18 protein-coding genes are annotated in these 13,404 nt (G+C 41.8%); 8 read left to right on the top strand and 10 right to left on the bottom strand.

What is annotated here, in order from left to right; all coding sequences use genetic code 11:
- Nucleotides 1-295: 295 nt before the first annotated feature.
- The 3 genes from F6K20_RS06705 to F6K20_RS06695 all read right to left on the bottom strand — a co-directional run bounded on the left by F6K20_RS06705 (nt 296) and on the right by F6K20_RS06695 (nt 2,032).
- The gene (locus F6K20_RS06705; RefSeq protein WP_287294196.1) at nt 296-565 is read right to left on the bottom strand and encodes a type II toxin-antitoxin system RelE family toxin; all 270 of its coding nucleotides are present in this window, start codon (nt 563-565) and stop codon (nt 296-298) included.
- The gene (locus F6K20_RS40520) at nt 562-801 is read right to left on the bottom strand and encodes a RelB antitoxin-like protein (protein WP_502708080.1); all 240 of its coding nucleotides are present in this window, start codon (nt 799-801) and stop codon (nt 562-564) included. Before F6K20_RS40520 ends, F6K20_RS06705 begins: the two co-directional genes overlap by 4 nt.
- Nucleotides 802-1,408: 607 nt before the next feature.
- A complete protein-coding gene (locus tag F6K20_RS06695) occupies nt 1,409-2,032 on the bottom strand; it encodes a DUF938 domain-containing protein (protein ID WP_044494669.1) in 624 nt (207 codons plus the stop codon).
- 795 nt (nt 2,033-2,827) lie between these two features.
- On the opposite strand from F6K20_RS06695, the gene F6K20_RS06690 reads away from it, so the two are divergent.
- Nucleotides 2,828-3,061: a hypothetical protein gene (locus F6K20_RS06690; RefSeq protein ID WP_008181918.1), complete on the top strand. Its 234-nt coding sequence runs from the start codon at nt 2,828-2,830 to the stop codon at nt 3,059-3,061.
- Nucleotides 3,062-3,759: 698 nt separating this feature from the next.
- A complete protein-coding gene (locus F6K20_RS06685) occupies nt 3,760-4,047 on the top strand; it encodes a hypothetical protein (protein WP_008181917.1) in 288 nt (95 codons plus the stop codon).
- Here F6K20_RS06685 and F6K20_RS06680 read toward each other — a convergent pair.
- Entirely contained in the window at nt 4,029-4,214 is a 186-nt protein-coding gene (locus F6K20_RS06680; RefSeq protein ID WP_131827191.1) for a hypothetical protein, read from the bottom strand. The two genes, F6K20_RS06685 and F6K20_RS06680, sit on opposite strands and share 19 nt — an antisense overlap.
- Nucleotides 4,215-4,228: 14 nt before the next feature.
- Between F6K20_RS06680 and F6K20_RS06675 the strand changes: the two genes are divergently transcribed.
- From F6K20_RS06675 to F6K20_RS06665, 3 genes are all read left to right on the top strand, one after another.
- On the top strand, nt 4,229-5,410 hold the full coding sequence (locus F6K20_RS06675; RefSeq protein ID WP_008181916.1) for a hypothetical protein: 1,182 nt from the start codon (nt 4,229-4,231) through the stop codon (nt 5,408-5,410).
- 141 nt (nt 5,411-5,551) lie between these two features.
- Nucleotides 5,552-6,982 (top strand): caspase family protein, encoded by a 1,431-nt coding sequence (locus F6K20_RS06670; RefSeq protein ID WP_287267127.1) that lies wholly within the window; start codon nt 5,552-5,554, stop codon nt 6,980-6,982.
- Nucleotides 6,979-8,196 carry a tetratricopeptide repeat protein gene (locus tag F6K20_RS06665; RefSeq protein ID WP_229420171.1) on the top strand — a complete coding sequence of 406 codons (1,218 nt, stop codon included), beginning with the start codon at nt 6,979-6,981 and terminating at the stop codon, nt 8,194-8,196. Before F6K20_RS06670 ends, F6K20_RS06665 begins: the two co-directional genes overlap by 4 nt.
- 27 nt (nt 8,197-8,223) lie before the next feature.
- On the opposite strand, the gene F6K20_RS06660 is transcribed toward F6K20_RS06665, so the two are convergent.
- Nucleotides 8,224-8,754 carry a GNAT family N-acetyltransferase gene (locus F6K20_RS06660; protein WP_287267131.1) on the bottom strand — a complete coding sequence of 177 codons (531 nt, stop codon included), beginning with the start codon at nt 8,752-8,754 and terminating at the stop codon, nt 8,224-8,226.
- Nucleotides 8,755-8,939: 185 nt separating this feature from the next.
- Between F6K20_RS06660 and F6K20_RS06655 the strand changes: the two genes are divergently transcribed.
- Nucleotides 8,940-9,533: a PEP-CTERM sorting domain-containing protein gene (locus F6K20_RS06655; RefSeq protein ID WP_287267134.1), complete on the top strand. Its 594-nt coding sequence runs from the start codon at nt 8,940-8,942 to the stop codon at nt 9,531-9,533.
- A 6-nt stretch (nt 9,534-9,539) separates the two neighbouring features.
- On the opposite strand, the gene F6K20_RS06650 is transcribed toward F6K20_RS06655, so the two are convergent.
- A complete protein-coding gene (locus F6K20_RS06650) occupies nt 9,540-9,680 on the bottom strand; it encodes a hypothetical protein (RefSeq protein WP_154659737.1) in 141 nt (46 codons plus the stop codon).
- A 151-nt stretch (nt 9,681-9,831) separates the two neighbouring features.
- Between F6K20_RS06650 and F6K20_RS06645 the strand changes: the two genes are divergently transcribed.
- Complete coding sequence (locus tag F6K20_RS06645) at nt 9,832-10,257, top strand: hypothetical protein (RefSeq protein WP_008181906.1); 426 nt, start codon at nt 9,832-9,834, stop codon at nt 10,255-10,257.
- An 86-nt stretch (nt 10,258-10,343) separates the two neighbouring features.
- Here F6K20_RS06645 and F6K20_RS06640 read toward each other — a convergent pair whose 3' ends face one another.
- The 4 genes from F6K20_RS06640 to F6K20_RS06625 form a co-directional block, all read right to left on the bottom strand.
- Nucleotides 10,344-10,721: a hypothetical protein gene (locus F6K20_RS06640; RefSeq protein ID WP_287253795.1), complete on the bottom strand. Its 378-nt coding sequence runs from the start codon at nt 10,719-10,721 to the stop codon at nt 10,344-10,346.
- A gap of 113 nt (nt 10,722-10,834) precedes the next feature.
- Nucleotides 10,835-11,029 carry a hypothetical protein gene (locus F6K20_RS06635; protein ID WP_008181903.1) on the bottom strand — a complete coding sequence of 65 codons (195 nt, stop codon included), beginning with the start codon at nt 11,027-11,029 and terminating at the stop codon, nt 10,835-10,837.
- Nucleotides 11,029-11,229 carry a hypothetical protein gene (locus F6K20_RS06630; RefSeq protein ID WP_008181902.1) on the bottom strand — a complete coding sequence of 67 codons (201 nt, stop codon included), beginning with the start codon at nt 11,227-11,229 and terminating at the stop codon, nt 11,029-11,031. The genes F6K20_RS06635 and F6K20_RS06630 overlap by 1 nt, the downstream gene beginning before the upstream one ends.
- A gap of 90 nt (nt 11,230-11,319) precedes the next feature.
- A complete protein-coding gene (locus F6K20_RS06625) occupies nt 11,320-11,691 on the bottom strand; it encodes a hypothetical protein (protein WP_287253797.1) in 372 nt (123 codons plus the stop codon).
- 874 nt (nt 11,692-12,565) lie between these two features.
- Between F6K20_RS06625 and F6K20_RS06620 the strand changes: the two genes are divergently transcribed.
- Nucleotides 12,566-13,285 (top strand): acylneuraminate cytidylyltransferase family protein, encoded by a 720-nt coding sequence (locus F6K20_RS06620; RefSeq protein ID WP_287294193.1) that lies wholly within the window; start codon nt 12,566-12,568, stop codon nt 13,283-13,285.
- The last annotated feature ends 119 nt before the right edge of the window (nt 13,286-13,404 follow it).

The raw sequence follows: 13,404 nt of genomic DNA, 5'->3' as shown, positions 1-13,404 counted from the left end.
TATCGATCCTGAGCAATTTTGATCATTAGGGAGTAGGGAGTCTGGAGTCGGGAGTCGGGAGTAGTTGATGTAGGGTGGGCAGTAAGTATCATAGCGATGGAAACCTTTGAAATTGGTTATATACACTGCCCACCTGACGATTAATTTTATTTACTGTCGGTGGGCAGTGCTTATCAAAGCTACTACCAGCTTTGGGATTGGTCTTAGGCACTGCCCACCCTACGATTAATTTTATTTACTGCCGGTGGGCTGCGATTCTACTGCCCACCCTACTACTTTATAATTTTCTATTGCTTTAAGGAAAATAACGATCAAATTCTCGTCTATGGAGAACACGGGAGAATATGATAGTATCGCCTTTTATAAAAAAACCAATTCTATAATCCCCTAAACGAATTCGATATGCATTTTCTTCTCCTTTTAATTTTTTGATGTTTTTGATATCCCTAAGATTTTGACAGGAAATAATATCCTGAAACGTAAACTTTTTAATCGTTCTATAAACGGGCGTGCTTTTCAGAGATTTAAGATCTTTAAGAAAGGTTGGAAGATATTCGGTTTTCATTCCTTATCTAGTTCTGCTAATGCTTCTTCCAAACTTAAGGGAGTTTCATCTTTAACTTCCATCATAGCACGATATAGTCCTTCATCTTCAAAGCTTTCAATTAAACGTTCATAGTCCTGAAAATCAATTAATACTTTCTCGATATTACCTTTATTATCGGCAATTAATTCTTGTGCTAATGGATAATCTTTATGGTTTCTTGTTTCCTCTTGATTGCAGAAACTTTTGACTCCAATCTTAACTATATAAATAGCTACTGGAGTCGCCAATGCCACGGGCAAATTTACCGACTGCACTAAATACGGAATCAAAGTAGTAATTCCTCCAGCGAGTAGATCATTTTTAAATTCATCTTGACAAATTATATGGCGACACCGCCTGGCTAAATTTTGCAACCAACTCTCTTTTATATCTATTCTGTCGATTCCGGCTTCCGAAGCTATAATTTCAGTCGCATACTCCAAATCTCCTTCCTCTTCTTCTATCTCATTTAGGGCAGCCAAAGCCTCTGGATAATTTGCCAATTGATACCGAAATTGCTCAATTTCTTCTCGTGTAACTGTAATCATATAATTCTTCGTTTTAAATACTTAATTTTATTATAGCAATTTTAAATTATTTTAGTTGATGTAGGGTGGGCAGTAAGTATCATAGCGATGGTAACCTTTGAAATTGGTCTTAGGCACTGCCCACCCTACGATGATTTTTATTCTCTTTAGCATGCATGCTAAAGGCATGCATGCCTTGCGCGTAGCACTATATCCAAGTAGGGTGGGCAGTGCTTATCAAAGCAACTACAAGTTTTAGGATGGGTCTTAGGCACTGCCCACCCTACGATTTTACTTACATGTGTTTAAATACTACTGAAAGATTATTAGCTGGCATTTGATAAGTTTTTTCAAGGATGAGATTATGAGTATTAGCAACGTCTACAACATCTTCTAAATTACGTACTCCCCATTCTGGGTTTTGTTCTCGTAAATAGGAGTCAAAATCAGCATTGGAAAGTGCAGTATGTTTATTACCTTGTTTGTAGGGACCGTATAAATATAGAATATCTCCTGATGAAAGGATACGACCAGCACCTGCCATTAATCCTAAACAAGTAGACCATGGTGAAATGTGAATCATATTAATGTTCACCATCGCTACAATATCTGGTATTTCTGATAGTATTTCCGTTTCTACTTTCCAAACTGGCTGACTGACATCAATATCAAGGGTTTGATGGAGGTTGTCGCTAGGGTAATCTTTAGCCCAGGCGATAATACTTTCACGGAGGGAAGCATTGATATCGGAAGGAATCCATTTTCGAGGGTTTAACTGTTGTGCAAAATAGATAGCATGTTCTCCGGTACCGCTAGCAATTTCTAAAATTGTGCCAGTGGCTGGTAGTATCTCTAAAAGTACTTTTAAAATTGGTTCCCGGTTGCGCTGGGTTGCTGCAGCGTATTTTCTGCTGTCCACTAATTCTTCTCCCCGATAATGATATAGCAATTCTACAACTTGTGAGGTACAAATTTATGGGTTTTAGGGAGCAGGGACTGAGGCCGTAGGCCACGCGGGGCGCGTTCGGAGCAGGGAGCAGGCAAGAGGCAAGAGGCAAGAGGCAAGAGGCAAGAGGCAAGAGGGAAAAAATCCCTCATTAGAGATGTAGGGTGGGCAGTGCTTACCTTCGAGATTGTCAGCTTTTTAATTGGTATGAAGCACTGCCCACCTGACGATTAACATTATTAAAAAATAATACAATTAACTATTTTGTCGAGTTAATTTACTGTCGGTGGGCAGTGCCGATTCAACCGATTACAAGCTTTTTAATTGCTATGAAGCACTGCCCACCCTACGATTACTGCTCCCCCATACTTCCCTAAGTTACTGTCGGTGGGCAGCAGTGCCGATTCAACCGATTACAAGCTTTTTAATTGCTATGAAGCACTGCCCACCCTACGATTACTGCTGCCCCATACTTCCCTAAGTTACTGTCGGTGGGCAGTGCCGATTCAACCGATTACAAGCTTTTTAATTGCTATGAAGCACTGCCCACCCTACGATTACTGCTGCCCTAACTCTATAGGATTATTTTTATCAAAAATGTAAACAAATAAAAACTATTTGATATTCCCACCCTGGCCACACTTTAAACACTCCCCACCCTCTCCACAATCTCCATATTTCGTAACAAAAAAAATTCCTAAACCCCTTGACAATATATTAATTTATTAATATATTTATAGTGTAAACCATTTACACTAATTACTGGTCATGAATCAAAACATTAACCCCAACTCCGATGACAATCAAAACCCTGACAATCAAGGTCGCAAACCTAAGAAAGTCAAGCACATCTTGATTGGTTCTCCTAAACAAGTTCGGCATACTATTTATGCCATTTATGGCCTTAAATACGCCTATCCCGATGAGTGGAGCACTCCCGAGCCTACGGAAAATCCTGGTGAGGTGATGACCACCTTGATTCGGTATTTATATCTAGATTAGGATAGGGTTTTGCCAGGGTTTGCCGCCCTGGCGGCCAAGAATTGTGGAGGTTATTTTTAAGCTATCAGCTATCAGCGTGTCGCGTATCAGCGTGTCGCGTATCAGTTATCAGCCATTCGCGTAGCGTGGCCAACGGCTGACCACTGACCACTGACCACTGACCACTGACCACTGACCACTGACCACTGACCACTGACCACTGACCACTGACGGCTGACTACTGAATGCTTACGTGGAGGGTTAGTAAACAGCTAGAGAAAATGTCGCAGAGTCTACCAAAAACTTTTATTATTTGTTAGACTTAAATTAGGGTAACACCGACAGGGATTATTATGTAACTTAAATTAAAGCCGAAAACCAAGGGTTTAATAGTTGCGCTCTCGACCTACGGTGGAACTAACGTTTTGACATTTTTATGGCGCTCGCGGGATATTCCTGAGAGCTTTGGGAGATACCCCCTGGATGCTATTGCATCTTGCATTGGCGGGCCAAGGTCTATCTTGGTAGACTTTGGTAGCTAAAAAGTATCGGGTATAATGTAAACAGAGTTAGGATGTGCTTGCTGGAAAGCAGTACCTGAGTAACTTGATAAGAATGGATTCCTTGATTCAGTTTTTGTTTGGATTTGATGACAGCTAAGCTGTACTCAATTAGGTTTACACAATAGAATTCGGTCAAGCATTTGGGTTAAACCAAACTTGACCGAATTTTTTTATCTAAGCTATCAGCTATCAGCTATTAGCGGTCAGTTATCAGCGGTCAGTTATCAGCTATCAGCTAGCGGTCAGTTATCAGCGGTCAGTTATCAGCTATCAGCTAGCGGTCAGTTATCAGCGGTCAGTTATCAGCTATCAGCTAAAGGCCGTTGGCCACGCTACTTGAGGTGCTATCAGCTAGCGGTCAGTTATCAGTTATCAGCTTATGCGCTACGCGCACGCTACACGAACAGCTATCAGCTGAAGTCACATCAAGTAGCCTGCACGTAGGGCATATGCTTACCTTTCAGCTTTTGAATAAAAGATATAAGCATTCTTTTAATCTGAGTTAAGTCTGCTGACGGCTGACCGCTGACCGCTGACGGCTGACCCCTGACCGCTGACCCCTGACCGCTGACCGCTGACCGCTCACAGTAAAATATATAGATATTGATCAACTATCTTCTCAACTATGACAACTCTCGTATTTGTCCATGGCACAGGGGTTAGGCAAGCTGCCTATGAGCAAACCTTTAAGATAGTTGAGGGTTTTGTCACAAAACAACGTCCAGATATTACCGTTGTTCCTTGCTTTTGGGGTGAGCAATTTGGGAGTAAGCTCAATGCTGAAGGGGCATCGATACCCTTGTATGATGCTACCTTAGCTCTGGATCAGGGAGAAGAAGAGGATCAAACTATTATTCTTTGGCAGGAGTTATATCGCAATCCCCTTTATGAGTTGGGATTGTTGTCGTTTAAACCTAGGACTGGTGGTGATAGTAATCCCTTTGGAGAACAACCGGGTGATCAATTACATGACCGGTTGCTGGATTTGATTCCTACTGGAGAATTGCAAGAAAAATTACAAGCAGCGGGCATAGCAGAGGTGTTTGATCAGGCACGACGCCATGTTACTCGCAGTGCTGTTTATCAAGAAGTATTAAACCAAGTCTCTGATTCAGATAGTGACTGTTATGATACTATCGCAAGAGCAATTGTTGCTCAGGCAATTTTTGACTCTCAGCAGCACCACCATGGCTTCATCCTTCCTGATCCGGAATTGCGTGATCAACTCGTGAAATCACTCAGTAATGCTTTGGGTAAGGAGGAAGACTTGGGATTGGGTGACTGGATCCAGAAACCACTTTCCTTATTGGCGGGTCCAGCGACAGCTTGGGTGAGGAGTAAGAGGGGTGCAATTACTGAAGCAAATACTCCTACACCTGGTGATATTATACTCTATCAAAGTCGGGGTCATAAAATACGTGATTTTATCCAAAAAACTATAGAAGATGCTGAACCACCAGTTGTTATATTAGCCCATAGTTTAGGAGGGATTGCTTGTGTTGATTTACTGGTAACTGAACCAATGGCACAGGTGACATTATTAATTACAGTTGGTTCTCAAGCTCCCTTTTTATACGAAATTAATGGCTTATATAGCCTAGAATTTGGTCAGCCTCTGCCCGACTTTTTTCCGGAGTGGTTGAATATTTATGATTCACGCGATTTCCTTAGTTACATTGGCGCTACTCTATTCCCTAATAAAGTGCAGGATGTTTTGGTGGATAGTAAACAACCGTTTCCCCAAGCTCATAGTGCTTATTGGACAAACCCAGCTACCTGGAAAGCAATTATCCCGCGATTACCATGACTATGGGTTCATCTCATATTTGCTGTTTGAACCGGTGGTGCGTTACGGGGCGGGCTATCACAACCCTGGCTACGCAAAAAATCATGGCAAGTCCGCCCCTAACGCACCCTACGGGACATTTATAAAAGTGAGATGCACTCCATGACCATTAATGCTAGGCCAGAAAAAACCTATGGGTTGATTGTCGGTATCGAGAACTATCAAGCAACAAACTGGAATGTTAATGGTCCCGTTCATGATGCCATCAAGTTTGCTGATTGGTTGTTATCACAAGCAGTGCCAACAGATAATATCAAGCTCTGTTTGTCTCCTTTAACTGAAAATAGTGAACTGGTTAAGGAATTTGAGATAACGTCAAAGCCAGCAACGGAGCATAATCTAGTTGATATCATTACCAATGACCTGTCCCAAAAAAACGGAGATTTACTGTTTATGTTTTGGGCTGGTCATGGTTTAATTACTTCGGAGCGGAATCGCAGGCTACTTTGTGCTGATGCTAGTAAAAATAATTGGCAGAATCTAGATTTTAATTCCCTGTTACTGCTTTTAGGTTCAGATGCCTTTAAAATTCCACATCATATTTGTATAGTCGATGCTTGTGCTAATTATGTTTTAGAGTCAAAAGGGCGACCAACCAATTTGGGAGGGAAACAGTTTCCTAGTGGTCAACCTAGGAAAGACAGTCAACAGTTTGTCTTACTAGCTACTAGAGAAGGGGAGACAGCCAAAGTTAACTCCTCAGAAAAAATGGGATACTTTTCCCAAGCAGTAAGAGAAGCGTTGGCGCACCATGACTGGCTGCCAGATATGCCAGCAGTTGCTAAGCACGTTAAACAACAATTTGCTAGTTTAAATAAACAACAACTACCAACCTATTTTTATCGGCGCAGTTGGGATGGTGATCGGGAGGATTATCATCCTAATCCCTTTGAAATTTCCCACAATATACCCAGTACTCAAGCCTGTAAGTTTGTGGATAGACACCAGCCACTGGAAAAGTTAGATCAGCTATTGCAAGACAATACTATTGTGGCGATTACTGATCGCACAGGTAAGGGGGGAGTAGGGAAAACAGAACTAGCAATTCAATACTCTTGGTACAAATTAGAAGATTATCCCGGTGGATGTTGTTGGTTGTATTTCAAGGGAGTGGATATCGTCACCCAGCTCTCGGAATTTGCAATTGTGAATGAATTTCCTGGTTTTAATATTCCTGAAAATTTCAGCATTGCTAGCCAACTAGCTTATTGCTGGCGTAGCTGGCAACCAGGTAAGGTTTTATTAGTTTTCGATAATGTCACTAACATCGAGCAAATCAAAGACTACTTACCGCCCATGGGTTCTCGATTCAGGGTATTAATCACCACACGTAGCTCACAGTTAACCTATCCATCACTTTCTCTGGGGGGATTACCAGAAAATGAGGCTCTAGAGTTATTAGCAAACTTGTTAAGGCAAGAGTTTGATCAACAAGAGCTAGAGTTTGCCAAAACACTCTGTAAAAAAGTTCACTTTGAACCTTTAGCTTTATATACGTTGGCAGGGCTGTTCTCAAAGCCAGGGAGTACATGATGCTAGAAGAAATTTTATTGCTCCTAGAGCAGAAGCAATCTCAAGAAGGTGACTCTGGTACAGATGTTGTGCTGGAACTCAATTGGGATTCCTTAGAGTCTTCAGCTCAAACCATGGCTGGTCTCTTGAGTTTATTTGCTTTAGCTCCTATTCCCTGGTCATTAGTTTCAAAGGCTGCTAGAGCTGCTAGCTTAGACTTTGATTTGGTCGTTAATCGGGATATCTTAGTTCAAAAGTATTTACTACAGAAGTTGGATGATAATACCTACCAACTTCAGGAACGGATTAGAGACTTTTTGAGTATCAAGGGGGAACAATTAGCTGATATTGAAATCCTCAAACAGGGCTTTTGTTCAGCGATAGTAACAATAGCAAAGAATATTCCTGAGACCCCAACTCAGTCAGACATTCTAGCAATTACCCCTGCTATCCCTCACCTGGTGGAAGTTGTCACTAACCAAAAGGATTACTTAAATAACGAAGATTTAATCTGTCCTTTTGTTGGCTTAGCCTGGTTTTACCATGGTCAAGGCGCTTACGAACAAGCATGGCCTTGGTATGAGCAATGCTTATCAACGGTTAGAGAGCGCTTGGGTGAAGAACACCCTGATGTGGCCATCAGCCTCAACAACCTGGCTTATTTGTACTGGAAGCAGGGGCGATACCAAAAAGCGGAACCCCTTTACCTGCAAGCCTTAGACTTGATGAAACGTCTGCTGGGTCAACAACACCGAGATGTGGCAAGCACCCTCCAAAACCTGGCTTTACTGTACTATAGTCAGAGGCGATACCAAAAAGCGGAACTCCTTTACCTGCAAGCTTTAGACCTGAGGAAACGCCTCCTGGGCCAAGAACACCCAGATGTGGCAGAAATCCTCAACAACCTGGCAGTACTGTACGAAAGTCAGGGACAGTACTTGGAAGCGGAACCCCTGTACCAGCAGGCTCGAAAGATTGCTGTCAAACAGTTGGGAGAGGAACATCCTACAACTCGCATTATTTCCCTTAACTTGGAAGATCTATTGGGAAGATCTAATACCAAATCCGCTTGTCAAAACCCCTTTATGAAAATCAACCAAATCTTTCAAATCTTTTTATGCCAGGAATCTAGGACTATGCGGCTCAGGGGAGTATGGGAAGAGTATTTGGTACAATTTGGCAGCAAATCCATCCCTAAAACTAACGATAATACTATGGTTTTAAAACATAATTGAAAGTGTTATTGCAATCCTAGCAACCTATCACCATAGTTTAGGATTGTTTAAAGATTTTACGCATTTGATATTCACAGCAGCACCTGACTTCTCTATCTCGCGAAGTAGGAGCGCCTGCCAACCAAAAGGCCACTGCAATGGATATGGAGGAATGAAATGTGTTGCCAACTCTGCCTTAAAGCCAAATCGTTGATAATACCTAGGATCACCATACACGAAGACAATATTCACATTCATACTACGCAATCTCTTAATCCCAGCATCAATTAGTTGACTCCCGATACCATTACCTTGGCATTCTGGCTTAACAGCGAGTGGTGCCAGAATATAGCCATGAAAATCTTGTTTTTCGGAAATAAATACAGGACTATATGCAACGTTTCCAATTATTTTATTGTCATCGACTGCTACCAATGATAAGGTACATGGCTCGGTAATATTGGAGATGAGGTCATCAGCGAGACCTGCCACCATATCACCCTCCCCGATCGGAAAGGCTGACATATGTAAGGAGCGCAGGCTCTCACGATCCCTTATTTCTGCATCTCGGATAATCATGTTGTGCGGCTTCATGTATTGAGTTATTATTTAATTCTATATCCCATAAGGTACAACTTGATCCCCCTAAATCCCCCTTAATAAGGGGGACTTTGAAGTTGAAAAGCGTACCTCATAACTGAGAGAAACGCTATATTATTCAATGTTTAGTCTAAATTACAGTTTTGATCAACCCTAAATTTGCGATGAAAAATCTAACTCTGCTATCTACCACACTCCTGATTGCTACCTCTGGATTGGTTTTGGTGGCACCCCAGGCAGCTTCAGCTTTAAATTGGAACTGGAGTTATTCTGCTCCTGGTATCGAAGCCAGTGGTACTTTCACTACTAATGATACTCCTGATGATTTGGGTTTTTTCCTGATTTATGAAATTACTGGCACGCGCAACAGCGAAACAATTACTGGTTTGCAACCTACTGGTACTTCTACACCGGGAAACGAACCTTTCGAGGTTGACAATTTAATTAGTATTGATGGTAATCAGTTAACAACTGACGGCTTTGGATTTTCCACCTCAGCTGGAAACTTTGTTAATGTCTTTTTCGCTAGTTTTTTGCAGCCCCCTAGTTTTTTTGAAATTTTTTCAGCACCGCCATTTATCACTGGTTTTGAAAATTTTGGACCAGAAGATAGCGAGTTGCCGATTAGTTTTTCTGCGAAACCGGTGATTGTCCCTGAACCCACTCATAGTATAAGTATCTTTACCCTTGCCATTCTCGGCTTAGCTTCAACCATCAAACGTAAGCTGAAACCTTCCCCATCTAAACAAAAGGTTTAGCCTCAATTACTCATCAGTAATAAAAAACTGATTTGTGAGTAAGGTATTAGGAAAGGGAGTAGGGAGTAGGGAGTAGGGAGTAGGGAGTAGGGAGTAGGTACCGGTGCATCTCAGTTTTGAAATTAGGCAAAAGTGAGATGCACCCAACAGGCAATAATTAATCGAGTATAAAGGGATTTTGGGTAATGTAAAAAGCGGTAATATTTTTATTAAATTACTACAGGAAATGCTATACTAAATCGAAATGCTATACTAAATTAGTATTGGTGTTCATAAGCTATTTATAAATGCTATAGCAGTGAGTAATAACAACGATAGATTAGACCGGATTGAAGCAGTGGTGGAGTCATTAGCCCGTTCTGTACTAGCTCTTGCTAATGACCATCAACAGAGAATTCATACCATTGAAAATGTTGAAGCAGTGGTGGAGTCATTAGCTCGTTCTGTAGAAGCTCTTACTAATGATCATCAACAGAGAATTCAGACCATGGAAGAGGTTGAAGCAGTGGTGCAGTCATTAGCTCGTTCTGTAGAAGCTATTGCCAATGACCATGGAGAGAGAATTCAGACCATGGAAGAGGTTGTCAATAGAGTTACCAGAGTTGAGGAAGGATTGACTCGGATGTTAATAGCTATCGATGATGACCGTCCCACTATTCTCAGGAAACTTAACACCATTGAAAATAAGCTGGATAGTTTACTAGAAGGGAACCAAAACAATTGATATAAATCTCCCTTGCCCCTTTTGCTTAAGCATTCAGCTATCAGCCCTCAGCTGACCGCTGATAGCTGAGGGCTGATAGCTTAGATTTAAGCTGGTTGAGATTTAGTCAATAATTTCAGAATTTCTACAATCTCACCCTGTCGGTTAGACAGTTGTTCCTGTCGCTGGGAAAGTTGTTCTTGTCGCTCATCTAAGTTCTCCATTAGGCCATACATTCGGGATTGACTTTGAGCTAAATTAGACTGAGAGTTTGCTAAATCGGCCATCACAGAATACAGTCGAGCGCGATCCCGTTTGAACTCATTAACAGTATCGGTTAGAGCTTCGATAGCACGAGCATTGGAATCGGTTCTTTGACGAAGCTGTTCAATTCTGTGACCGAGCTGTTCAATCTGTTGGTCGATGCGCTCAATGGCAGTAAATAAAAGGTTGAAACGGGTATCAAACTGGTCTGAGTTTGTCATTTACTTTGCTGCAATAGTGTGTAGTGTTTTATCAAGATCTGTAAGCTATCAGCTGAACGCGATCGCGTGCGCGTAGCGCTTAAGCTGATAGCTTACGCTAGTGGTTATAAACCCTAATTAGATTGAGTCAATAATTTCAGAATTTCTACAATCTCCCCCTGTCGGTTAGACAGTTGTTCCTGTCCCTGAGAAAGTTGTTCCTGTCGCTCATCTAAATTTTCCATAATGCCATACATTCGGGATTGACTGTCCGCTAAATTAGCCTGAGATTGAAATAAATTAGACTGAGATTGTGCTAAATTAGCCATTACAGAATACAGTTGAGAGCGATGGCCTTTGGCCACGCTACGCGAACGCGTTTGAACTCATTGACAGTATCGGTTAAAGCTTCAATGGCACGAGCATTAGAATCGGTTCTTTGACGAAGCTGTTCAATTTGTTGGCTAATCTGCTCGATCGCAGTTAGTAAAAGATTGAAACGGGTATCAAACTGGTCTGAGTTTGTCATTTGCTGCAATAGTGTTTAGTGTTTTCTCAATAGCTATAAGCAGTCAGCTGACTGTTTATAGCTAAATCCTCACCCTAGTGGTTCTAAATCCTAATTAGATTTAGTCAGTAACTTCATAATTTCTACAATCTCACCTTGTCGCTGGGAGAGTTGTTCCTGTCGCTCATCTAAGTTGGCCATCATGCCATACATTCGGGATTGATTTTGAGCTAAATCTGCCATCAAAGAGTATGCTTGAGCGCGATCTCGTTTGAACTCATGGACAGTATTGGTTAGAGCTTCAATGGCACGAGCATTAGAATCGATCCTGTGACCGAGCTGTTTAATCTGTTGGTTGGTCTGCTCGATGGCACGAGCATTGGAATCGGTTCTTTGACCGAGCTGTTCAATCTGTTGGGTGATCCGCTCGAAGGCAGTTAGTAAAAGGTTGAAACGAGTATCAAACTGGTCTGAGTTTGTCATTTGCTTTGCTGCAATAGAATGTTTACGATAGTAGTTATCAATTGGTTGAAGTACGTTTTGGATTTTAGGTAACAGGCAATAGGGCATAAAATAAAAAATCTGTGTAAATCCTAAGTAGTATCACCGCTATTATTTTGATTAAACTAGTGTAGATTCTGTTTATGGTGTTATTTTTATAGTGTGATTTGCGATTACACGCTGTGAATGTTAATTTTTACCATTGCTCTATTAGAACGGGTTTTTACTACTTATGATTTACCAGATGATTTACCTTGGGCAAAAGGCCACGCTACGCGAACAAGTTTATTTCCTTATTAAGGAAATGCTGTGGGATTTAGTTCACGGTGGCAAGGAGCAATTATTACTACCTAATCCCTACTTCCTAAAACCCAGTAATTTGTACTTAAAGTAATTGATTGAGCCATATATAATTATACACTATACTTGTCAATATTGACAAGTATTAAAATTAGTAATTACTAATAGATAACTAACTGCAATAATGAGTTATTATAAAACCAACAATTACTAGTAAAATTGTAACGGGCAAGATGCCCGTTATACTCCCGACTACCGTTAGCTGTCAGCCGTCAGCTGTTAGCCGTCAGCTGAAAATAAACCTCGTTTAGGATTGCTATAACTGATAGCTGATAGCTGTTCGCGTAGCGTGCGCGTAGCGCTTAAGCTGATAGCTGATAGCTGATAGCTGATAGCTGATAGCTGATAGCTGATAGCTGATAACTGATAGCTGATAGCTGATAGCTGATAGCTGATAGCTGATAGCTGATAGCTTACCTATTCCCTATTTCTGTAAACTATAAAGTGGTGATCAAAAATTTGCCAGCAAGATTATTGTCTAAGATCAAGAAAATTGGTGGATTCTAAAACTCCGACAGTAGTTGCCCTAATTCCAGCCCGGGCTGGTTCCAAACGAGTACCTGGTAAAAATATTCGTCGTTTAAAAGGGCATCCGTTAATTGCTTATACTATTGCTGCTGCAACTCAAAGCCAAGTGTTCTCAGCCGTGATTGTTTCCACTGACTCAGAAGAGGTGGCGGAAATTGCTCGTTACTATAGCGCTGATGTACCATTTTTGCGTCCGCCAGAGTATGCTACCGACAAGTCACCAGATATTGAGTGGATTGATTACACCCTGAGGCATTTGAGTAATCTGGGGCGAGACTTTGATTGCTTCAGCATCCTGCGACCAACCAGTCCTTGTCGCCAACCCCAGACCATTCAACGAGCTTGGCAAGCGTTTTTGGCTCAAGCTGATCAAGTAGACTCCTTACGGGCAGTAGAGAAATGCCAGCAGCATCCTGGGAAAATGTGGGTACTCAACGGCAGCCTGATGAAACCGTTGCTTGAGCAGAACACTTTTGAATTAGGCAATTGTCAGGTTAACCATAACCTCCAACCCCCCAACCTACCCTTCTCGAACCCCAAAGGCCAACAACCTTGGCCAAAAGGCCACGCTACGCGAACAACCTTCAACCAGCTAACCACCCAACCAGCCAACCTTGGCCAAAAGGCCACGCTACGCGAACAACCTTCAACCCCCCAACCTTCAACCCCCCAACCTTCATTTTCCTGAAGTTATGAAACGATTGCAGGCTTGGGAGCAATCGGGACCTGGAAGCATTGATTGCTTCACCACCTCGGCTTTTGGCATGTTGGGGGAGCGCCATCCAGAACCAAACATGAGGCGTATTA

Origin of the sequence: Moorena sp. SIO2C4 (assembly GCF_010672485.1) — a bacterium.
GTDB classification, from domain to species: domain Bacteria; phylum Cyanobacteriota; class Cyanobacteriia; order Cyanobacteriales; family Coleofasciculaceae; genus Moorena; species Moorena producens.
This window is presented reverse-complemented; position numbering and strand designations above follow the sequence as displayed.